This window comes from Emticicia sp. 17c, from assembly GCF_037153985.1.
GTDB lineage: Bacteria > Bacteroidota > Bacteroidia > Cytophagales > Spirosomataceae > Emticicia.
Window position 1 is genome coordinate 188399 of the sequence record NZ_JBBAYI010000003.1, and the last position, 24105, is coordinate 212503.

Here is a 24105-nt window from a genome sequence, read left to right on the forward strand (position 1 = left end):
CCTAAACAAATGAAAAACAGACAATTATATTTAAGTATGCTGGTGGTGGGCCTTTCGTTAGGCACTGCATGGGCTATTCGTGGGCAATTCGGGCATGAGCATGGTGCCTCTTGGGCTGGTGCTATTGGTTGCCTGAGTGTTTTGCTGGTAGCAAAACGAACCGACTGGTACACCAAGCTATTTAGTGCCACTATGGCTGGTGCGTTGGGTTGGGGTATTGGAGGCATTATGAGTTATGGAATAGTAGTAGGCTACGGCAGGGCATCCGACTTTATTAATGTATATTATGGTTTGATGATGCTCTTTGTGATTGGTGGATTATATGGATTCATCGGTGGGGGGTTATTCGGGTTATCGCTGGCAAGTAATGCTAAAAATCCGGTTAAATGGGTTAACCTCATTGTCGAAATGGTTATCGGAGGGGTAATGTTCTACTTCTTTATTATCATGGAGTTTGAATGGTTTATGACTCCACCCCGTTCTGAATTATGGGCTGCCTGTTTGGGTATGGCTGCTGCACTTACATGGTTTATGGTACGCCATAAGCAATATTCTGCTTTAAGATTGGCTGCTTTTTCAGGTTTGGGGGCAGGCTTTGGTTTTGCGTTCGGGAACTTTCTGCAAGTGCTTGGGGGCGTATCGGGCATTAAATTCAATTTCTGGAATGTAATGGAGTATTCGATTGGTTTTTTTGGCGGTTTGGGCATGGCCTATGGTACTTTTACGTCCTCGTGGGAGGTTTCGGAAAGTGAACCAAAAAAATCATCTCAATTATTTCCGCTACTTATGCTCGTACTGATTATTCCGTTTGTTGTATGGCAACAATCGTTCGACACCAAACGCATTTACGAAACGCTCATCAACATTAATGTGCCCGACGGTAGTAATTTGTTTGCAATAACCGAGTGGAGCGGCTTAGTGTTGATTTTAATTATGAGTGTGGTATGGCTATATAAGTATTATTTCGGTCGAGCTAATACTGTAAATTACAGTTATCAGGATTTAGCAACCTTCTTTATAGGACAATTGGCACTATATACTATCTTTAGCTTAATTATTACAGGCGCATTTATAAGTACTTATCGGATTGAACAATATCTTTATATTCTAAACCTGATAGCAATTATTGCATTAATGAAGCAAACACAGCCTATCTTCAGCGACAGGCCCATTCAGGAGCGTAAATGGCTCATAAATACCATGGGGGTTTGTATTATTATTGCTGTTTTAGCTTTTATTGCTATGCAATCGCACGGAGAACTTAAAGGGAGTCACAAAAGGTTTGGAGAAGAAGTAATTGAAGAAACCAGTAAATAATTATAACTGCCATGCTGATGAAGAAGTATTTACACACAATTGTTACAGGTGCAAGCCTGAGCATACTATTATTCGGGATATTTCTTTATTTTAACTACCAACAACCCACTAATGAGTTGTTGGTAGCTGGCATTTATCTATTGGTATTGTATTTTTTACTTTTTACGACAGGCCATCCTCTTACAACTGAGTGGATTAAGAAAAACACACATAGCCTAGCAGAGAAATCATTAATTTTTCCTGTTATACTCATTGCCTTGCTTTATAGTTATATGTGGGCTCATGGGTTTTCGCCGTTTCAGGGAACAGCGGCTTTATTTCCTTTCTTTTTTCTGTTTCCTGTACTGGGGTTTCTGGCATTCAAAAAGACTCAGGTTGTCTGGTCTGATTTCATTATTCTATTGTTTTTCCTGATACCTGCCACACTTATTTCTTTTAAAAATGGCACAGGCTTACCCGTTAATGGAGTTAATTTTGGGTCTGTATATAAGATAATTATTGTGCTGATGGGCGTATATGCCTTTGGTGTTATCAGAGGTATTAAAGATATTGGATTTTACCCAGAATTTAACTTAAAGTATCTTGGAACAGCCATTCTTTGTTGGGTTGGCTTCATCGGGCTGGTATTTCTGGTTGCCTATACCGGAGGGTTTGTCAGACTTGCAGCGACTGACAGTCTGATTTCTAAAAATTTGCCTGAGGTCTTTCGGAATTTTACCAGAATTTTTATTGGTACCGCCCTCTTTGAAGAATTATATTTCAGAGGGCTGATACAAAACATGCTCAAACAAAAAATAGGACGTTATACAAGCTGGCATAAATCGTGGCAATGGGGTTTTGGTATTTTTCTGGTATTAGCCCTTATAACTGGTTACCTGATGAATAAGCCGTTATTCTGGTTTCCGGTGCTTATTACAATTTTGCTATTTTTAGCGGCTTTTATATTTGAAAAAAGGCAAATACAGCCACAGGGCACCTATGTTGCCCTTGCCATTACAAGTATTTTTTTCGGTTTGGTACATTTCCATGCGGGCTCAGTAATTTTTGTGGGGCTGGCTAGTGTAGCCGGATGGGCCTACGGATATACCTACCTGAAAACTAACAATGTTTTTTATGCCGCTCTGGTACACACATTGGTTAACTCTTCTGAATTTCTGTTTGCTTTAGATGGCTTAAAGTGAGTAGCTGTGTTTTCAATCAGGTTTAAGATTGACGATAATCATAAAATAACCTGCACAGTTTATTGAATTTTGATACGTGATTTATCCGAATCAATAATTCTTTATTATCTAATGAAATCTTTCTTGTCTCGAATTGCTTCTATACTCTTGCTATTTAATGGCATAAGTGCCTTATATGGTGGCTGGAACCTGATGGTATATCCTGACGGGAGCAGTCTGGAATTATCTACTGAGTGGCTACAAAAAAGCCCCTTCAATAATTACTTTATTCCGGGGCTGATTCTCTTTCTTTTCAATGGAGTGTCAAGTATTGGTATCTATGCAAGCATCATAGCTAAGCCAAGAAAATACCTGTGGCTGGTAATGGTGCAGGGAGCTATACTTTTTAGCTGGATTGTGATTCAGATAATTTTAATACAACAGTTACACCCACTTCAATTTATTTTTGGGGCTGTTGGCTTCGCACTTATATTGCTAGGCCGACAATTAATGCTGAAAACACAAGACCTTTAATTCAGGAGTGAACTATATACTTTTCTTACGAAATCTGTCTGAATAATGTCTACACCCATGTCGGTAGCTTTTTTATAATTGACCGGATTATCTAAAATACCCAGAACATCTGAAAAAACTTTTACTTTTTTCTGATGAATCTGATTAACCAGCGAGTCGGTCAGGATTGTCCAGCGTACATCAAAAGCATAAGGATGTAGACGATTTACTTTTTCTTCAATTTCCTCAGGTTTGTCTAACGAAGGCATTAACCTTGCTTGTGGGTATATTTTCTTTAGCGAAAGCAAAAACTCGTCAGATCCATAAAAAACAGCCTCTTTCAGTAGTTTTTTTGCAGCAAGTTCCTTTACTAAGGGTTCAGGCGCAACATCTTTGCAATCGACATAAAGATTTGTAGAAGTTTTATGAGTTTTGTTCCAGTCAGCTACTAGCTGCGTAGTTTCCTGCAAAGTTGGAATACGCTCATTCTGGAATGTTTCATGGAACCCTTTTCCTGCCGACAACTTTTTGAGTTCGTCAAACGTAAAGTTTTTCATAGGCCCTTCTCCATTTGTTGTACGGTTTAAAGTTCCGTCATGTAAAATCATGAGTTGGCCATCTTTAGTAGTACGTACATCTATTTCGATATAATCAACTCCCATCGCCAAGACCGATTTAAACGTAGCTAATGTATTTTCAGGGGCTAGTTTTGAGTTTCCACGATGAGCCGACACCCCCAGATGAAACCTTTTTTTTAATGTTTGTAGAGAATCCAGACCTTTATTGTTCGCATTATTATCTGCAACCCGATAGGCGGTAGCAGAAAAGAAAACAGGCAAAGAAAAAAGCAAAATCTGGAGAGATTTAGTACGGAAGTTCATAATAAAAGATACTTTTGAAGGATTTTTTCAGTTATCGAAACACGTTTTGTAGTAGTTATTTTTGAATCTGTTTTGGTATTTTTTCAATCGGTACCAGTATTTTTAGTGATACTGTTTTCTAACAGAAGTTGATTAAAATACTCTTCGAGAAAGGCAGAATATTCCGGCGACATCTCGTTTTCTCCAATACCCGCCAATAGCTCCTCCAGCTCTTCTTTCGAGAGTTTGCTGTTAATGAGTCTATCCATTAAATAATCTGAACGAGTACGTTCCATCTTATTGCAGGTTGGTATTAAAAGTCACAAGGGCAATACGGGATTTTGTTTAAAGCAGGCATCTGAGCTAATGACTTTCAGATGCCTGCTACAAGCCATTGGCTTTTTATAATATTTTATTGTTATCTGTAACAAATACCCGCGTACTTACGGTGTAAGTTCCGCCGTTAGGGTCTTTGTATTTTAAATCTACATAAAAAGCGGCATAACCCTTTGCAGGATAAGGCACAGTTACTTTAAGCGGGGTTTCCTTGTTTAGTTTAAGGTTGTGGCTCAACCATAGATTATTACGAAAATCACGGTCTGACGACGTTGTAGCCCAAAGCGTTAAACCTACCAAATCGGTTTGAGGTGTGTTAATAGTTAGTTCCACTCCTTCTTTTCCGTTAGTGGTTGTCCAAGTACTAAAAGGATATTCTTTATTCATCAAGGTTAGACCAAAGAAAGCAGTCAATGATTCAAAGGCTTGTTTGCCACCCGCTAAATCGTGTCCGGCATTAGGGGTATAATGAATCATATTTTTGCCCGGTATCTGGTCATAATAATGCTTAATGGCGTCTACTGTCCAGTATTCATCGTTGGTTCCGATAAAAATAATTTTCGGAATCGTTAGTTTAGCTCTGTAAGAATACGGGTCAACCATCGTTGTAATGGCTTGTCCTTCTTTAGAGCCAGCACTTTGCGGAATACCTAATTTTGTATAATCTTCAATCTGGATACTATATTCACCATACGTTTTAAACTGGTAGTCGAGCGTAGCAGGCATATTAAGCATATCAATTACCATTGGCCCGATACCTACAACACGTTGGTCATCAATTGCGCTTGATAACCACGTTGTCCAGCCGCGTTTAGAAGCACCTGAAATCACAAATCTGTTTACTGCAAAATTATTATTTTTTCTGGCAAATTCCTGCACGGCATCCATCGCTTTTACGGCCGACTTAACCATCGGAAACAGCAAAGGCCACGTGTAATCGTTATCTTGCTTAAAATTGTGAAGGGTGTATGAAATGAGGGCATCTTCGGTCAGGTCTCCATAAAGTGGCTGATTAGGCACTTGTTTAATTAAAGCTACAATAGCTTTTGTTTTTTCTGCCATACCTGCCAATGAAGGCCACAGTTTATCGTCTTTACTCCAGTTGGGTTGCTCTTCCTTGTTTGAACCTCCTGTAATAAATAAGAGCGCGCCATCATACTGCTTGTTTTTAGGCACAAAAATGGTTAGCTGGTGTCTCCAGACGTATTGTCTCCATTTCTGCGAAGTCAATAAAAGGTTATACATCGTTACATTATCTTTCGTCAACGAATCCTTTATTTCCCATTTAAAATTTTTATCGCCGTTGTTAATGTAGCTTTTCAAGGCGGTTTCGGGAGTAACCTTCTGAGCATACATACAAGCCGATGTAAAAACAAAAGCCGTACAAATGGTAATAAACTTTATCAGCGTGCTTTTCATAGATGAGGTCTTTAATTATGTTAATAAAAAGAGATGGTTTTAAATACTTACTGTGGTTTGGGGCTATCTTTTACCAGTTTGAGAGCCTGTTCAATATAAATTTCGCCCGTCATTTCGCCCAAACTAGTCCGGCTAACGTACTCGTATCTTTTAAAGCTATTGAAATCGACCTTCGTTAACATATAGCCAAAGGCATCGTTCGTAAGACCAAATAAGAACGGGTATTTGGTCGACATATTACGTTTTACATAATAACCAATGTTAGGCAGGGCCTCGCCGGGAATCGTCAGAATTTGTGCAGGGCCTATATTCAGGAGGTTTAATTGAGTACTTACAACGTTATTTTTGTTAAGCTCATGTTTTAAAGGTGAGTTTTTAAGAATAAACCGCATTATTTCTGAATCAACCGGAAATTCTATTTTACGTGCCACACAATAAATATTCGGATTTTCGAGTACTGGTGCTTTTTCAACAATGCGTAAGGCTTCGTCGGCCAATAGTTCACCAATTCTGATACATTCTTCCCAAGTATTGGCTTCTTTCTGCCCCTCTCCTTCTTTTCCGTATTCCAGACGCGTATCAGCAGTTACCATTCCTCCCTGTGCGCCATTCATAAACAAGGCAACACCACCTACTTTAGATTCGATACGGTCATAAAGCGGCCCGCAGAGGTCTGGACTCAAGATTCCACGACCTGAACCTATTACTTCAGGATGCACGGCATAATTAACCAACGTAGCAATTGGTTTGCCCTGCCGGTTACCTGTGGTAGCAATGGCCTGAATAATACCGCAGCGGGGGTCATATAAAGCTGGGGCATAATAGTTATAAGCTATTTTCCCCTTAGCTTCATCAACAGCAATTTTTAAAGAGGCAGGTTCTAGTTTACTGATAGCTTCATTTACTGCATCGGCAATCTGTTGCACACACCAGTCAAGATATTTCAAATCAGCCGAGGCTTTGCCACTGGCATCAGGAAACGCGTAAGCATCGGGCGCACTATGGGTATGTGTTGCGCCAATGAGAATGTTTTCAGGCGGAATGCCTTTAATTAAAGCTCTTGATTTATTACCCAGTATAGATGTCCAGCCCAGATTATCTACATTTACAATAGCAATGCGCGTAGTACCTTTCTCAAAAACCATTGCCCGCGCAAATAAATCTCCTTTTTTCTGGGTTGTTGGTTTAGGTGTCCCTATTCCACCGGATACTGGTAATAAAGGATTAGGGGTAATTACACGTACTGCTGCCCCAACCTTTAGGGTCTGAGCATAACCGACAGAGGCATTTAAGAGGCAGTAAATAAGCAGGATACTTGTAAAGTAATACTTTCTCATTGTAAAATAGGTAGTTTAAATGCTAAGCTCGCACTTTTATAGGTTAAAATTCGGTGGTTTATCAAGTAAAACTCTTATTGTTACCTCAACCACCTGCTTTTTCTATACTACTTGTTTACAAGAAAGTACTATTGCCGCTAAAACATTTTTTATGTGCCTTGAAGTATCCTAGTCAGATATAACAAAAAAAGACAAGAGTTACCTCTTGTCTCAAGTGATGTAAAACTGCAAAAAACTAGTTTTTCTCGGCAGTTTTAGGAATCTTGTTAATAAGCAAATTGGTTTTATTTGCCCGTTTTTTTAATTGAAATGAGTCGTATAATTCGCCTGTGGCAGTAAATGCTTTATATAGAAGCTCGTCTCCCTGAACGGTCAGCAACTGAAATAACTGTGTATTACTTGCCTTACGGCTCATCCATGGGTCGTTTGAAACATCATACATTTTAGGGCCAGACACCGACACCACATAGACTGTGCCTGAATTCTGGTTTTTATTATTAGCTCCATTAACCGAATTACTCACTACTCCACGGCCATAGGCGTGGTCGTGGCCTTGCAATACTATATCTACTTTATGCTTATCAATAATTGGTTTGAAACGATTCCGAAGTTCGATGTTATCACGGTTAGGTTTGGTTGAATAAAACGGATAATGAAGTGTAATGGCGGTCCATTTTCTTGGATTATGTGTCAGAACAGAATCCAGCCATTTAGCCTGTGCCGTAGCAAAATGCTCTGACTCATCGATTTCTTCGGCATTTAACGAAATAATTTTTAAATCATTATAATTTACTTCATAGCAGGTTTCCTCCAAGCCTTTCGGGCCATTTACAGGTAGGTTAAACTGTGGTCTCCATTGTGGCGATAATTTCCCTTTGCCATACTCGTGGTTTCCGGGTGTCATTACACTTGGTACTGTTGCATGTATATACGAGCCAGCATAAAACCACTCACCCCATTCAACATCATGGTCGTGGCGATTAATGAGGTCTCCGGCGTGTAACATAAATGAAACTTCGGGCATGGTTTTGTAGGCTTCTCTGACAACCCTTGACCATTGAGATTTTACGTCGTTCTGAGCATCGCCAAAATATAAAAATGAAATAGGTCTATCGGGTGTATTTTTGGGTACACGAAACTGAAACCACTCGCTCCAATGTTTGTCGTACCCTACACGGTATACATAAAGGCTACCGGGAGTAAGGTTATCCATAATGCCAGCGTGGTAGAATGCCTTTACTTCTGGCTCATTCTGGTATTTTGTTTGCAGAAATTCAGTATTAGCATTGATGGTACGCACATTTTTTAGAAATTGTGTTCCGTCTGTTGCCAATGCTAGCTGTATTTCACCTTTGGTGATGGTGGTATCTGTACGCCAGTTAACAGCCATTGAGGTTTCAGGCGTAGCTGTGAGGTTTAAGATGATACGGTCGGGAAATGCTGATGGAAACAGCACTTTTACATCCATGTTTAATGATACAGCGTGGTCGTGCGGGTGGTGATGTGATTGAGAAAAAGCTGTGTGGATACTACTACAAATAAAAAAACAAAAAATCTTAAATATCTTTTTTTTGCTGATAGGATTCATATTTCAGTAAGTTGGGGTCGAATATTCAGGGATTAAATTCAGAGGCGGCTTTTAATGCCGCCTCTGAATTTTGTACTTTTGTTTATTACCATGGTTTACCAGTACCTTGTACTAACCAAGGCTTAGACCATGCACTATTTTTACCGTCAGCTTGTGAGAAACTAGTTATTTCAAGTTTATCTAAGGCTGCGTTAGCGTTTTGCTTATTAATGTTCAGTTCATCCTGCATATAGTAGAATCTAAGTGGCAATGCCTGACGTTTAGCGGCAGGGCCAGCTTTTAAAGCAGGAAAACCTGTTCTTCTGAAATCGAACCACGCTTCGGTAGCGGCTGTCCAGCTAGCAATCCATTTTTGCTCAATGATTTGTTTTAATGTACCATCATAAGCCACACCCGGGTTAGTAAGGTATGTATTAGCGGTACCACCTACACCCCATGTAGTTAATGATGCTCTTACACCTGCTTCATAGCGTGATTTGGCATCACCTGCTGCCCAGCCTTTTAAAGCTGCCTCGGCAAGAATAAAGTTCACCTCTGCGGCAGAAATCAAACGGGCTTTTAATAATGAGCCAGTAGCTGCTTTGTAAATGTCGTTCAGGAACGAAACATGAGGGTTGAACGATGTCTGGCCGGGTGTTGGGTTCAGGTTATAAGCCGATGGCAACGCCGAGAAACTTGTAGGAAGCCCTACATACTCAGGGTCAGTGTCAACTACGGTATTACCTACTTTATCGGGCGATAAATATCTTTTACCTCCTTCAATTTTATCGGTTCCGGCAGGAAGTTTAGGGTCAACAACTAATGGAATTTCCACTTTGTTTGCCCATATAGCCAAACGAGGGTCTTTCAATGACTGTAATGATTTTACTAACGTAGCAGCCATTTTAATACGACGGTAGTTACTACCAGACACATCATATACTGCATTAGCAGGCCATGAAGTAGCATCACTTGTACCCGGGAAACCCATAGTGGCATCATCAGTATTAGCAGTAATGATTGGATATTGAGCCGAATTACCTGCAATTTTTTCGATACCTGCTTTCGCTACGTCTGGTTTTTTGGCTGAAATTCTCATGTAATAACGTAGTGCAAGTGAGTTAGCCATTTTTCTCCATTTGGTTGGGTCACCGCTGTAATAAACATCAACGTTATCAACAATGCTTGAATACTCAGCTTTTGATTTTGATAAAAGCGTGTTAGCTTTTTCCAAATCAGCAAGAATACCTGTATAGATAGTTTCCTGACTATCAAAAGCCGGAAGAATATCTTCTGTTTTACCTAATTCACCTTTAAGGGCAGTATTATAAGGTGCATCGCCCCACAAATCGGTTATCAAACCAAACATAAAGGCTCTCATTACCAACGCTACGCCCTGATGATACTCTAGGCCAAGAGCTACTGCTCTGTCATATACAAGTTGGTTATTACGCAAAATATCATAATAAGAAGTCCAGCTTTGGTTACCACCCCAGTCGTAATCGTTATGACCAGACGACCAAGCGTCTTTTTGCGTGTGTTGCACCACACCTGCGATATCCTGATACCCAAGGTTTACATAAAGCTTTGCAGCTTCTGTCAGTACGGTTGGCAATACTAGGTTAGGGTTAACCAAATCTGGCTGTACCCCGTTAGGGTTTTCGTTCACTTTTGATAGGTCCTGACATGAGAAGAAACCAGCGAACAGAAAAACAAATGCAATAATTTTTTTATAACTGCTTTTCATTAGATTTCAGAGTTTAAGATTTTTTAGAAGGTTACACCCAGCTTAAAGCCCACCGGAATAACCCATGGTGTAACGTTGTATCTTTCTATACCTTGTTTAAATTGAGTACCTGCTTGTGCGCCGGTTTGTGGTTGGAATGCTGTTTCAGGGTCGATACCGATTTTAGCGGCTGTCCATAACATAATGTTACGGCTATATACTGAAACGTTTGCATTTTGTAAACCTAGTTTTTTCACAAAGCCACTTGGTAAATCATAACCTAATGAAATCTCTCTTAGTTTAATGAAAGAGGCATCAAATAAAGCGGCTCTTGTGAAGTCCCATGGATAGTTATCACCATAAGGAATAATTTTAGTACCAGGGCCACCAAGGTTTTCAGTATAACCAATTATTTTTCCGCTTTCGTCATATTGAGCAATTACACCAGGGTTAAATACGCCATACATATAAGTTTTACCACCATATTGGAATGGGAATCCGCCATATTCGGCAGTAGGGCCACCCACAATGTTAAATCTGTTGCCGTTTACTACTACAAGGTTGTTATCAATCAGGTAATTACGAAGCGCATCACCAGTTAAACCATTAGGGTTAATCAGGTTATCAAGGAAACGTTGTGACTTAAGGTCAGACTCACTATAACGATAAGTTTGAGAAACGAAATCACCACCTTGTCTCCAGTCGAACGTCATGTTCAGGCTAAAGTTTTTATATGACAATGACGCTTGTAAACCCATGATAAAGTCAGGGTTGAAGTTACCGATTTTGTTACGCGAATTACTTGCACTTACAGACTGCCAAGAACCGTCCGAGTCAAGGATTGGGTAACCGTAATAAGGAGACGATTTGTCTTTTACTGTTACTAACTCTGAATCATAAATATCACCGATTTTCTCGCCTACGTAAGTCCAAGCACCACCTTTGGCATCTGTCCATAAAGTATAGAAGTCAAGACCGGGCGACAATTCTTTGATAGTAGTTGCATTTTTGTAGAAGTTAGCAGTCAGGTCAAGTCTCCAGCCGTTTTTCTCGAACGGAGTACCACCGATAGTGATTTCAGTACCTTTACTTACTAACAAACCAGCATTAATGTTTTTAGAGATATAACCTGTTGAAGGAGGCAATTTGGTTGGGATAATCTGGTTTCTGTTTTCTACCACATAGTAAGTACCCGAAATTCTCAGTTTGTTTTTAAACATGGTCAGGTCAACTCCTAAATCATACGAAGTAGAAATTTCAGGTTTCAGGTCTGGCAACAGAATAGTACTTGATTTAGACAAACGAGTAATACCATTCCATGCTTCGTTACTAGCCAAAGTATTTAATAAGCTGTAAGGGTTGGTATCGTTACCTACCTGAGCAACACCGGCTCTTACCTTCAACATATTAAGATTAGGCGACGAAGTTGTAAATAATTCGTTTACCAATAAGCTCAATGAAGCTGATGGGTAGAAATAAGAACGGTTTTCGACAGGTAGTGTGCTCGACCAGTCATTACGGCCTGTCAAATCCAGATATACCATATCTTTAAAGCCAATATTAGCCATTCCGTAAGCACTATAAACTACTTTTCTTGAAAGATAGCTTGTGTAGTCAAGGTTAGCAGGGGCAATATTTTGTAAAGTAAACAAGCCCGGAATAATTAACCCTGTACCGTTGCGGCTTTTGCTTGTTACATCGCCATATCTGGTATTACGTGCGTTAGCACCAGCAGAAACCGAGAAAGAGAAATCTTTCAGGCTTTTGTTATAAGTAGCTAACATATCAATGTTTTGTTCATAACGGGCAAGGTTACTGATACCATAAGCACCTCTTGGTTCGGCAGTGTAGCTGCTCGAGATTTTTGTTTCTCTTTTCTCACCGTAGGTATCAAGAGCATAACGACCAAATACGCTTAGTTCAGGAGTAATTTGCCAGTCTAACTTCATGTTACCGAATACACGGTTTCTTTCAAAAGCATTTTTAACCTCATGCGCAAGAAACCAAGGGTTGTTGAAGTTCTTAGCCGACTGTGATTTTTGTTGCAACCCTTCTTGGCCGGGTACCCAGTAATCTTTCAGTTCGTTAATATCAATATGTGGAGATACCGCATAAGCCCATTGTAATGGGTTAGCACCTCTTTCACCCGCAGGACGGTTGTTTGAGTTGTTACGGCTCAGGTCAATGTTAGAGCTTAGTCTTATCTTATTGCTCAATTTAACAGCAGTAGCAATAGCCAACGAGTTCTTGAAAAGGTCTGCCCCGGGAATAATACCACGGTTAGTCATATTCGAGTAGGCAATGCGGTAGTTCATGAAATCGTTGCTGTTAGCAATTGAAATACCATTGGTAGTAGTAATACCAGTTTGTACGAAATCTCTTACGTTGTTAGGGTGAGAAATCAAATCAGTAGGTATTTGTTTACCGTTTGCATCTTTAGGGCTATTCCATTGAATGGCTTTATAGCCTTTGTTCAATTCAGGGCCTACACCACCGGCCGAGCCTTCATCAATTACCAATACACCACCCGGATATGGGTTGTTGTCTGGTGTAAATGGTAAAATACCAGTAGCAAATTTAGAGTGCATATCAAGGAATCTGTACGGCATATCAAAAACTGTATTTGTCGACAGATTCACAGTCATTTTCTTTGCTTTTGAACCGTTTTTGGTAGTGATAATCACAACCCCATTACCTGCTCTTGAACCATAAAGTGCAGCAGCACTTGGTCCTTTCAGGATTGATACACTCTCAACGTTATCAGGGTTAAGGTCAGCTATTGCGTTACCGTAGTCAACGCGGTTATCGCCACCAATTTGCCCTACGTTATTAAGTGTGTTAATAATCGGTACACCATCTATTACAAACAATGGTTGGTTGTCGTTGCTCAAAGATTTTGCTCCTCTGATAACCATACTTACCGAAGAACCCGTTGCACCAGTAGAGTTAATAGCAACCCCTGCAACTTTGCCCGACATGGCATTCAATACGTTTTCGTTAGTAATACGGCTTAAATCTTTACCGTCAACTTTGCCGACAGAATACCCTAACGATTTTTCTTCACGTTTAATACCTAAGGCTGTTACAACTACTTCTTTCAGGCTTTCAGAACTTACGTTCATTTCTACATCAACAATGCTTCTGTTGCCTACGGCAATTTCAGTAGCATCATAACCTACAAAAGAAAGTACAAGTACTGCATTGCTACCACTTACTTCAATAGAGTAGTTACCATTAGCATTTGTACTTGTTCCTTTTTGTGTACCTTTTAATACAATGTTTACACCGGGCATGGCCGAACCATCCTCTTTGGAGGTTACCTTACCTGTCACCGTCCGGGTCTGAGCCCAGGCGGAAGGAGCGCAAACTCCTAGCAGGAATCCATAAAAAACCAAACCCCTAAGCATGCTTCGGAGAGTAAAGTTTAACTTCATAATATGTTTTTTTAAAAGTGAAGATTGAATTGTAACTCTAGTTTTTAATTTTTACAGAATTACTCTTGAATTGGCAAAATGTACTACTCTGTTTATATAATGATTATATAATATTTATTGATAGAGGAAATTATTTCAGAGGGCTAGTGCCAGGTCTACACTGCCTCTTAAAAATTGCTTGGCTTTAACTAACTGGTTTTTAACAGTGTTTTTCGAGATTCGCATCATTTCTGCAATTTCCTGATACGATTTCCCGTCTTCAACATTTAGCTTTAAAATCATTTTACGTTTAGCCGGTAAGCTATTCATCGCATTGCGTAACAAAACTATCTTAGCCTCTTCGGTGTCTGAGTTCCCTGAATGGTCTTCTTCCATTAACTGCATATATTGCTGTTGCATAAGCTGGTTTCTTTCCATTTTTTTCAGGTAGTCGAAAGCCATATTCCGCAAACAAGTGAAGATATAAGAATTGAAATTCAATTCAGGGTTAATCTGGTCTCTTCGATTCCATATCTTAATAAAAACTTCATGCAGCATATTTTCGGCCTCTTCTTCATCTTTCACAATGGCCATCGAAAACCGGATACCCGGCTCTTTATAGTAATTGTATAGTTTTGTAAAAGCCGTGCTATCTCCTTCGGCGACTTTAGTAATGATGTTATCTAATGCTTCCATGATGTAAGCTTAAAGTAAGGATAGTGGGTCAAAAAAAATATATAAAAAGAGTATGCTTGTAATCGTCAATAAATGCAAAATATTCTCTCAATAATACCAATTCAAAATTCTTATAATTATATCGTTACAGTAAAAAATGCTGCCAGTTTTTATTCTTTAAAAAGTAAAATGATTAATTAAAATGGCACCCAAATGCAGTCAAAAATCAGCAAAGTTTTATAGGAATTTTACAGCTGGTTGAATTATGAAATAAATATACAAGGATTTTTACAGAGTATATTCGCATATTACGTAAAATAATCCTCAAAAAACGCACACCCCTGAATTATTAACTTTAAGCTAAAATTGCCCCCCTTTTTAATAACAGTTTCATAAAATTATGGGTGTTGTTACGCCTTACAAAGCAATGTTTTTAACCTAATAACATTTGTGCTATTTTTAGAGCAGAATCCTCATTTTCCGTATGAAAAAAATATTTATTATCCTGTCTGTATTATCATTTCAGGCAATGGCACAAAAACCCCGCGCCAGAGATTTAGGCATTCCTTTTGATGGCATAACAGGCATCAACAATACTATTACTGACGTGCCGGGTGTAGAAGTAGGTTACCATACGCTTATCAGCGGTTCGGGTGAGTTAAAAACGGGCAAAGGCCCCGTACGAACAGGCGTAACTGTAATTCTCCCTAAAGGCAAAACAGATACCAGCTATCCGGCAGCTTGGTTTTCGCTCAATGGGGATGGGGAGTTAACGGGCCTTCCATCAATCGATGACTTTGGCATGGGCTATGGCCCCATTGGCATTACAAACACTAATAGTGTAGGTATAGTAAAGGATGCAATCGGAGAATGGTGTTTTAAAAAATTCTCGAAGGGAGATTTTGTCGATTATTCTTTCGGGCTTCCGGTGGTTGGAGAAACATGGGATGGCGCTCTGAACGACATTAATGGTTTTCATGTAAAAAAAGAACACGTGTGGGATGCCTTAAACCACGCCAAAAGCGGCAAAATACCTGAGGGCAATGTGGGCGGTGGTACAGGCATGGCACTGTATAGTTTCAAAGGTGGTAGCGGCACTGCTTCGAGAGTATTTATGATTGACTCGGTACAATATACCGTCGGAGTATTTGTGCAGGCTAATTTCGGCCGGCGTACCGAACTAACCATTGCAGGCGTGCCTGTGGGCAAAGAAATTCAGGACCTGATGCCCCTTATAAATAAGGATAAAAGAAAAGATGGTTCCATCATTGCTATTGTAGCAACCAATGCCCCCTTATTAGCCAACCAACTGAAACTAGTTACGAAACGAGTAACCCATGGTATTGCCCGTACAGGCACGTTTTCGCATCATGGCTCAGGCGAGATTTTTCTGGCATTTTCGACAGCCTTGCCTATATATAATAAGGATAATACAGAGGAAGTCTGGCGGGTACTTCCGAAGTGGCATCTTGACCCCGTTTTTAAAGCTACCGTTGAAGCTACCGAAGAAGCTATTATCAATGCTTTAGTAGCTGCCGACGACATGGAAGGTATTAATGGCAATAAATACTTCGGTATTCCACATGACAGGTTAAAGGCCATCATGAAAAAATATAACCGCCTTACCGAAAAATAACGTTAAATACTTATTGAGCCGGATACACTTTCTGCAACCAGATACCAAGTTTGGTATAAATATTCAGAAGGCTTTTTTTCATTTCATGGGTTTCGTTAGGATATAGTTCCAGTTGTGACAGAATACCGAACGATTGTAATTTTTTATATAATTCCTTAGCCTGACCCACATGTACCAGTTCATCGCTTTCACCATGAAACAGAATAGTAGGTACGGCGGTATCTTTATTTATATAATAAATAGGGCTAGCATCTTTGGCAATCTGAGCTTTAGGGTCAGTATCGCCCAGAAACTGATTAATAATATTTCCTGCCGATGGGTTTTCTCTGAAAGCCTTGTCTGTGAGGTCTGTGGGGCCAACAATATCGATAATAGTTTTTATCTGTTTCCCCTTATCATATTTATAAGTATATAATAAGGATAAGTGCGCACCAGCACTCACCCCTAATAGTGCAAACTCGTTTCCGTTATACCCATAACTGGCAGCATTGGCTGTCAGGAAAGCACAAGCATTTTTCAGGTCTTCTATTTGTACAGGAAAACGGTTGTTACCCTCACGCAACAGACGATAATTGAGCGACACAAGCCCATAACCTTTTGCAGTAAGTGTGTTAATGAGCATTTTCGGAAAATCGTTTTTACTACCCCATTTCCACGACCCACCGTGTACATAAACAATCAGACGCGTATTAGTTGAATGATTAACAGGTAGATATAAGTCTAACAGGTTGCCATTGCCCTCGGCAGGGCCATAGGTCAAATTAAGGTGCTGCTTATAGGTTGAATCCTGTAAAAAAGGCTCTATACTCCAAGCCTGAACCGACATCAGGCATACAAAGGCAAAGATTGATAAGAATGTGCGCATGAGGTTATTCATCGTTTAAAATGAGATATATTCTTTAATACGTAAAGAATCATCAATTGTACCAACAGAAAAAACAGCAAATTATTGTTTTTTTTAACTCCGCAATAGTCTTGAAACGCTTTCTTGAAGTACTTATTTCATAATTATATTATAAAACCAATCTGAGTTTTGCTGCTTTGTATGAATACGCGTTCATTAAAATATTCAACCCTGAAAAAAACTTGTAGTTTCTGCTTATGTGCTGTTGCTATCATCGGTACTTTAAGCATACAGTCATGCTCACGTGGTAAAGATAAAGACCCCGCAGATTACGTTGACCCATTTCTGGGTACTGATTTTTTCGGACATACTTTTCCGGGAGCAGTAGTGCCCTATGGCTTGATTCAGCTTAGCCCTGACCATGACACCAAAGGCTGGACATACAGCAGCGGTTATAGCTATGCCGATAGTTCAATTGCCGGATTCAGCCATACGCATTTCAGTGGCGTTGGTATGACATCAGGCGGCGACATTCTGTTAATGCCTACTGTAACCGATAAATTACAAACTAGCCCCGGAACAAAAGAAAACCCAGACTCGGGCTACCGCTCAAGATACAACAAAGCTGACGAAAAGGCTATGCCCGGGTATTACAGTGTATTACTCAAAGATGGTAATATTAAAGCCGAACTTACTGCCACCAAGCGTGTTGGAATGCACCGCTATACCTTCCCGAAAGCCAGACGCGCCAATATACTTCTCGACTTAGGGCATGAAATAGGCAACGATGACAAAAGTGGTAATTCCATCTTGAAAATAGCAGGTGATTCAACCATTGAAGGCTATAAAGATGCCAATGGAACTATGGTATATTTTGTAGCTAAATTCAGCCGCCCGTTCGATTATTATGGTACTTGGGATGCTGACTATATTACACCCGAGTCGGCAGAGGGCTATTGGCCTTACAAAAATGAAGAAAAAGGCAAAAACGTAGGCGCATTTGTAAGCTACTCAACCAAAGAAGCCGAACAAATACTGGTAAAAGTAGGGATTTCGTTCGTAAGCATTGAAGGGGCCCGAAAGAACCTGCAAGCAGAAGTTCCGAACTGGGATTTTGATAAAGTAAAAACCGATGCGTACCATACATGGAATGAAGAATTGAAAAAAATAAATGTCAGCAGCGATAACGAAGCACAAAAACAAACTTTTTATACAGCGGTTTATCACAGCCTGTTGGCTCAATATATTGGGCAGGATACGGATGGCCAGTATATGGGTATGGATAATAAAATCCACACGGCTAAAGGATTTGATTTTTATCCAAACTTTTCATGCTGGGATACCTACCGAAGCCAACACCCTTTGCTTACGCTTATTGCGCCTGCACATGTAAATGATATTGTGAAATCTATTGCAGCCAAAACGTCGGAGTATGGCTGGCTACCTGCACAACATTTCAGAAATGTATTCGGGCAAGGTATGGTAGGCGACCATCTGGTGCCTGTAATTGTTGATGCTTATATAAAAGGATATAGAGACTGGAACATTGAAGGCTTATATGCCGCCATGCGCCGCAAAGCTCTTGAGCAACCCCCTGCCCCTTTTCCTGCTTCGGCAGGCCGTTCAGGGTTGGCCGATTATATGAGTCTGGGTTATGCTCCTTGCGACGTAGTAACAGAATCAGTGCCAAATACGCTCGAACTAGCCTATAACGATTGGTGTATTGCCCAACTTGCCGATGCTCTCGGTAAAAAAGACGATGCTGCCTTGTTTTATAAACGCGCTCAGAACTACCACAACGTATATGACCCAACTACACAATTTATGCGCCCACGCATGAAAAATGGCACATGGCTACCTGAAAAGGGTAATAATCAACAAGCCATAGATTCGGTTGGCAAACATCATTATTATCGTTATTTCGACCCTCTGCTGGTGGGTCGTCGTCCGAATCGCCATTATACAGAATCAAACGCATGGCAATATTTATGGTCGGTTCAGCATGATGCCAAAGGACTGGTTAACCTCTTAGGGGGCAACGAGGCTTTCAATAAACGGCTGGACACCTTCTTTGCCATGGATGCCTCTATCAGCGAACCTAAATATGTAGGCGTAGTAGGCACCATAGGGCAATATGTACATGGCAATCAACCTTCGCACCATGTAGCCTATTTGTATAACTATGCCTCAAGCCCATGGAAAACCCAGTACTGGACACGCGAAATTATGCAAAGATTTTACAGAACAGGGGCAGGTGGTCTTTGTGGTAACGAAGATATGGGGTCGTTGTCGTCGTGGTTTGTTTTAAGTAGCATGGGTATTTATGCCGTTACACCCGGTAGCAGCCAATATGCTATTGGAAGCCCTTTATTTGATAAGGTTGAATTAGAGGTAAAAAATGACAAAACATTCAGCATTATCGCCCATAATAATAAGGCACAAAACAGATACATACAGTCGGCTACATTAAACGGTAAGCCATTTAACCGCTGTTACATAGACCAGTCAGAAATAATGGCCGGAGGCGAACTGGTTTTTGAAATGGGGCCAAACCCTAATAAAAACTGGGGAGTGGGTAAAGATGCCCTGCCGTATTCATTTAGTAAGTAAAATGTTATTCAGAACAAAATAATTTTATACGCTGATTTAAAGCAATACTATGAGCGTTACAACCCCATTTGGCCCATTATTCAAAAACTGGTTACGTTTATCAGGGAGCATTCTGGTGGTTTGCTTTGTATGTACCTGTAAATCAACTCAAACGCAAGATTCTTCCGCTGTCTATAAAGACACCCCTTTCTGGCAGGAATACCACGAAGCTTACCCAATAAGTGCCAACCCCGAAGAAAACGAAGTAAGAAGCATTGCAGTTGATAAGGCTCAGAATGTATGGGTAGCTACTGCTTCGGGCATTTTCATAAAAAAAGCCAATGAAGCTAACTGGACATCAATGCTGAACGGAGAAAGCAAAGGCCCTGCTTTCTCAGTAGCGGCTGACACCACAACAAACGATGTATGGCTAGGCAACTGGGATGGTATTTATCGTTATAAAAATGCTACATTAGAAAAAATAACAGGTGTAACCGGCCCTATATCGGCCATTTGTATAGCCAAAGAAGGGGTATATGCACTAGGACCAAACGGAATATGGCTATTTAATGGGCAAACATTCAGTAAACCACAGGCTACTAAAGAAGGTTACCAGTTGCCCCGCTCTATCAGAGATGTTATTTCAGATAATGAAGGCGGGCTTTGGATTGCCAGCGATGTAGGTTTGTATCATACCTCACCTAAAGCAACCCAGTTTTACAGAAATAAAGAGTATGTCATAAGTGGCTACATAAAGGGAATTGCGCTTGATAGTAACCAAAATCTTTGGGCAGGGGGCTTGGGAGGCGTAAGTGTCCTTAAAAAAGAACTTAAACTACGAGAAATTACACCAAAACAAGGGTTGCCTACGGTTTTTGTTACCTGTGTTGAAAATGCCCCCGATGGCAAATTATGGATTGGCACCGAACAGGGCGTTGTACGTTACCCGCCTTATGGAAACCCACCCGATAGCACTTATTCAATGCTATTCAGCCGCCGCTGGCTGCTCGACGACCATGTAAACGATATTGCCTTTGATAACGCCGGAAATGCTTGGGTAGCAACTCCTAAAGGGGTAAGTGCCATTAAAAAAAGACAAATAACGCTGGCTCAGAAGAACGATTTCTTTATGGATGTGCTCATGAAACGCCATATACGCGCCCCTTGGATTGCCGGACAATGCCATTTACGCATAGCTGGGGATATCACTTCATGGCAACCCGAAGATGACGACAACGACGGCGAGTATACAGGTAATTATCTGGCAATGGAATCTTTCAGGTATGCCGCTACCAAAAACCCCGTAGCAAAAGAAAATGCCCGTAAAGCATTTGGTTTTTTGAAACAATTACAGGAAGTAACCGATACCGAAGGTTTTTTTGCCCGCACCATTGTGCCATCGTCATGGAGTTTTGTACATGACGGCAACCGAGCTTTTACTGCCCGACAACTGGCCGACGAGCAGGTAAAAGAACCACGTTTTAAGCCTGTTGAAATACGCTGGCGGAAATCGAAAGACGGAAAATGGTTGTGGAAAGGCGATACCAGCAGCGACGAAATGTGTGGGCATATCTTTGGGTATTTCTTTTACTACGAACTAGTAGCCGATGAGGCCGAGAGAGTCATTATCAGAAAACACGTAAGCCGTATTGTTGATTATCTGATAAAACATAATTTCAATTTTATAGATATTGATGGCAAACCAACACGGTGGTCGGTGTGGTCGCCGGAACAACTGAACCGCGACCCTGAATGGGCTCCAGACCAAAGTCAGAATTCAATGGAAATGCTGGCTTTTCTGAAATTTGCCCACCACATAACCAAAGACGAAAAATATCAGAAACAGTATTTAAGGCTTATCAAGGAAGAGCATTACCTCGATAACATGGCTCAGGTGCCTAACCAGAATCGGGCGTGGTTTATTTATTTTGATACCATGCTGCAAGCGTACCTCTACCCTATTTTATTAAAATGCGAAACCGACCCTGAAAAACTAGCTTTTTATCAGAAACACATTGATGATTGGTTTCTGAAACGCAAAGACGACCATAACCCGCTTATCAATTTTATTTATTGCTATTCGCGCCAAAAACAGGCAGCAATTACTAACTCAGTCGATTTCCTGAAAGATACACCTCTTGATTTAGTCGACTGGCACATTGACCACACCAAACGCGAAGATATACAACTTGTACGGAGCATTGTGTTGGACGAGCAACAGGTATCCAAACTTCCTCCTGCCAGTATCCGAAAAACTGTACGCTGGGACAAAAACCCATGGGATGCCAAAGGCGGCGACCCACAGGTAGAAAGAGAGCCTGTTTTCTGGCTTCTACCGTATTGGATGGGCCGGTATTTAAATATGATTCAATAAAACTTTTATACAATGTTAAAGCTAAGAATACAACTATTAACAACGTTTCTGATTGGCACAAGCCTTTTTGCACAGGCTCAGGAAACGTATGCCGAAAAACTGGGCTTCCCGAAAGGCAAAAAAGTGGTTATTTTCCATGTTGATGATTGCGGGATGTCGTACTCCTCTAATCAGGGGGCAATCAAATCACTTGAGCAGGGCGTTGCTACGTCTTGCAGCATCATGATGCCCTGCCCGTGGGCACCTAGTTTTATCAAAAACTATATTCAGAAAAAAAATCCAAACCTCGACGCAGGTCTGCATCTTACACTTACGTCTGAATGGAAAGATTATCGCTGGGCTCCAGTAGCTGGCTTCCAGAATGCCCCGGGTCTGGTAGATGACGAAGCCTGTATGTGGCATACTGTTGAGCAGGTAGTAAAAAATGCTTCAGCCGACGAAGTTGAAAAAGAAATAAGAGCACAACTTGCCCGCGCACAAAAAATAGGCTTAAAACCTACCCACCTCGATTCGCACATGGGTACACTCTTTGCACATCAACCTTTTCTTGAAAGATACATCAAAGTAGGCATTGAAAACGGTATCCCTGTCATGTTTCCGGGCGGTAATAATAAATTACTGGTCGAATGCCTGAATGCTCCGGTCATTAAGAGCCTGAAAGCTAAAGGACAATGGAAAGAAGGAATGCAACTTCCTGAACCAGCTATTACTAAACAAGCCAAAGCAGTAGGCGAAATGCTCTGGAAAGCAGGTTTACCAGTCTTAGACGACTTACACACCATTAGCGGCGACTGGAAACCGGAAGGCAACAACATTACACCCGAAGCATGGGGGAAATATAAAGCACAAAAATTTATAGAAACCCTGAAAAATATGCAACCGGGTGTAGCCATGATGATTGTCCATAGCAGCGATATAACCGATGCCTTCCAGTACATTAGTGGGTCAGGGGGTTCAAGATATGCCGATATGTTATCGATGATGAGCCCTGAGTTAAAAGCCTATATCGAATCAGAAGGTATCATTCTGACTACTTTCCGTGATTTGATGGAAAGACGAAAAAAAGTAAAGTAATGCCTTAGGAAATCCAAACAATTAGTAATTATTTGTTCAAATCATAAAACTTTAATGAAAAAAGTATTTGTAGCTACACTACTGTTCTTCTTAAATATTCAGCTTATATATGCCCAGCATCCGGCTATATTACAAACCAGTCTGATTTTTCCGGTACAGGAAAAGCACGTACATGGCAGCAGTATTGTGAGTTTACCTAATGGTGATTTTCTGGCAGTATGGTTTCAGGGAAGTGGCGAACGCACAGCCGACGACGTAAAAATAATGGGGGCACGCTTAAAAAAAGGCACAAAAATATGGAGTGAACCTTTTCTGATGGCAGATACTCCGAATTTGCCCGACTGTAATCCGGTATTATTTCTGAATCAGGATAATAAACTTTTTCTGGTCTGGATAGCCGTACAAGCTAATAAGTGGGAGCAATCAATTTTAAGGGTCAGAACCTCTGTTGATTATAACACCGACGCGGCTCCTGTATGGAACTGGCAGGATAACATCTTGTTAAAGCCGAGCGATGAATTTGCAAAAGAGGTAGCTTCAAAATTCAAAACACTGACTGAAAATCATGCTGGTTGGGCTGGCTATGCCCCTAAATATGACGACATGATTATTAACGCCAGTACCGATGCTACCAAACGTAGTATAGGTTGGATGACCCGAATAAAACCTCTGCTTATGGAAAACGGCCGTATTGTATTACCGCTCTATTCTGATGGCTTCAATATGTCAATGATGGCTATTTCGGACGATAAAGGTACCACCTGGCACCCAAGCTTACCCCTTGTAGGCCGTGGCCCTATTCAGCCCGCAGTAGTTCAGAAAAAAAATGGTAATCTGGTTGCTTATATGCGTGACAGCGGCGACAGCCCCACACGTGTGCATATCAGTGAATCAAGCGATAAAGGCGAAAGTTGGTTAGGCTCTGTTAAAACAGATATCCCTAATACGGCCAGTGTTGAATTGCTGGTGCTGAATGATGGTAAATGGGCATTTCTGGGTAATGATATTTACGACGGCCGTTATCGTTTGAGCTTGTACCTATCTGACGACGAAGGTAAAAACTGGAAATGGAAAATACATTTGGAAGATGCCGAACCCAAAAAAGGAGGCTTTTCTTACCCTTCGCTCATTCAAACCAAAGATGGCTTACTGCATCTTACGTATTCATATCATTTAGAAAACAATAGAAAATCAATCAAATACGCGGTGGTTGACCCGCAAAAAATCAAGTAAAAATCCTGTTAACACACAAAATACTAATCAAT

Annotated in this window: 17 protein-coding genes; 8 read left to right on the top strand and 9 right to left on the bottom strand. The window is 40.7% G+C overall.

Annotation, left to right across the window (positions count from 1 at the left end; all coding sequences use genetic code 11):
• Window positions 1-9 precede the first annotated feature (9 nt).
• From WAA15_RS08570 to WAA15_RS08580, 3 genes are all read left to right on the top strand, one after another.
• Complete coding sequence (locus tag WAA15_RS08570) at window positions 10-1317, top strand: hypothetical protein (RefSeq protein ID WP_337042314.1); 1308 nt, start codon at window positions 10-12, stop codon at window positions 1315-1317.
• A gap of 17 nt (window positions 1318-1334) precedes the next feature.
• Window positions 1335-2498 carry a CPBP family intramembrane glutamic endopeptidase gene (locus WAA15_RS08575; RefSeq protein ID WP_337042315.1) on the top strand — a complete coding sequence of 388 codons (1164 nt, stop codon included), beginning with the start codon at window positions 1335-1337 and terminating at the stop codon, window positions 2496-2498.
• A gap of 111 nt (window positions 2499-2609) precedes the next feature.
• Window positions 2610-3011: a hypothetical protein gene (locus tag WAA15_RS08580; RefSeq protein ID WP_337042316.1), complete on the top strand. Its 402-nt coding sequence runs from the start codon at window positions 2610-2612 to the stop codon at window positions 3009-3011.
• Here the strand turns inward: WAA15_RS08580 and WAA15_RS08585 are convergent.
• From WAA15_RS08585 to WAA15_RS08620, 8 genes are all read right to left on the bottom strand, one after another.
• Window positions 3008-3871: a glycerophosphodiester phosphodiesterase gene (locus WAA15_RS08585; RefSeq protein WP_337042317.1), complete on the bottom strand. Its 864-nt coding sequence runs from the start codon at window positions 3869-3871 to the stop codon at window positions 3008-3010. The genes WAA15_RS08580 and WAA15_RS08585 overlap by 4 nt on opposite strands.
• An 83-nt stretch (window positions 3872-3954) precedes the next feature.
• Entirely contained in the window at window positions 3955-4146 is a 192-nt protein-coding gene (locus WAA15_RS08590; RefSeq protein ID WP_337042318.1) for a hypothetical protein, read from the bottom strand.
• Window positions 4147-4252: 106 nt separating this feature from the next.
• Window positions 4253-5605, bottom strand: coding sequence for a PhoPQ-activated pathogenicity-related family protein (locus WAA15_RS08595; protein WP_337042319.1), 1353 nt, complete (start codon window positions 5603-5605; stop codon window positions 4253-4255).
• A 47-nt stretch (window positions 5606-5652) separates the two neighbouring features.
• Window positions 5653-6942, bottom strand: a complete 1290-nt coding sequence (locus WAA15_RS08600) for a hypothetical protein (protein ID WP_337042320.1) — start codon at window positions 6940-6942, stop codon at window positions 5653-5655.
• A 235-nt stretch (window positions 6943-7177) separates the two neighbouring features.
• Window positions 7178-8530 carry a metallophosphoesterase family protein gene (locus WAA15_RS08605; protein ID WP_337042321.1) on the bottom strand — a complete coding sequence of 451 codons (1353 nt, stop codon included), beginning with the start codon at window positions 8528-8530 and terminating at the stop codon, window positions 7178-7180.
• An 85-nt stretch (window positions 8531-8615) separates the two neighbouring features.
• Window positions 8616-10256, bottom strand: a complete 1641-nt coding sequence (locus WAA15_RS08610) for a SusD/RagB family nutrient-binding outer membrane lipoprotein (RefSeq protein WP_337042322.1) — start codon at window positions 10254-10256, stop codon at window positions 8616-8618.
• Window positions 10257-10279: 23 nt separating this feature from the next.
• Window positions 10280-13669 (bottom strand): SusC/RagA family TonB-linked outer membrane protein, encoded by a 3390-nt coding sequence (locus WAA15_RS08615; RefSeq protein WP_337042323.1) that lies wholly within the window; start codon window positions 13667-13669, stop codon window positions 10280-10282.
• 135 nt (window positions 13670-13804) lie between these two features.
• Entirely contained in the window at window positions 13805-14344 is a 540-nt protein-coding gene (locus WAA15_RS08620; RefSeq protein ID WP_337042324.1) for an RNA polymerase sigma factor, read from the bottom strand.
• Window positions 14345-14807: 463 nt separating this feature from the next.
• On the opposite strand from WAA15_RS08620, the gene WAA15_RS08625 reads away from it, so the two are divergent.
• A complete protein-coding gene (locus WAA15_RS08625) occupies window positions 14808-15959 on the top strand; it encodes a DmpA family aminopeptidase (RefSeq protein WP_337042325.1) in 1152 nt (383 codons plus the stop codon).
• Between the two features lie 10 nt (window positions 15960-15969).
• Here the strand turns inward: WAA15_RS08625 and WAA15_RS08630 are convergent, their stop codons facing one another.
• Entirely contained in the window at window positions 15970-16836 is an 867-nt protein-coding gene (locus tag WAA15_RS08630; RefSeq protein ID WP_337042326.1) for an alpha/beta hydrolase, read from the bottom strand.
• Window positions 16837-17004: 168 nt separating this feature from the next.
• Between WAA15_RS08630 and WAA15_RS08635 the strand changes: the two genes are divergently transcribed.
• The 4 genes from WAA15_RS08635 to WAA15_RS08650 are packed head-to-tail and all read left to right on the top strand — an operon-like array spanning window position 17005 to window position 24073.
• The gene (locus WAA15_RS08635) at window positions 17005-19413 is read left to right on the top strand and encodes a GH92 family glycosyl hydrolase (protein ID WP_337042327.1); all 2409 of its coding nucleotides are present in this window, start codon (window positions 17005-17007) and stop codon (window positions 19411-19413) included.
• Window positions 19414-19462: 49 nt separating this feature from the next.
• Entirely contained in the window at window positions 19463-21766 is a 2304-nt protein-coding gene (locus tag WAA15_RS08640; protein WP_337042328.1) for a ligand-binding sensor domain-containing protein, read from the top strand.
• 12 nt (window positions 21767-21778) lie between these two features.
• The gene (locus WAA15_RS08645; RefSeq protein ID WP_337042329.1) at window positions 21779-22840 is read left to right on the top strand and encodes a polysaccharide deacetylase family protein; all 1062 of its coding nucleotides are present in this window, start codon (window positions 21779-21781) and stop codon (window positions 22838-22840) included.
• 54 nt (window positions 22841-22894) lie between these two features.
• Window positions 22895-24073 carry a sialidase family protein gene (locus tag WAA15_RS08650; RefSeq protein WP_337042330.1) on the top strand — a complete coding sequence of 393 codons (1179 nt, stop codon included), beginning with the start codon at window positions 22895-22897 and terminating at the stop codon, window positions 24071-24073.
• The last annotated feature ends 32 nt before the right edge of the window (window positions 24074-24105 follow it).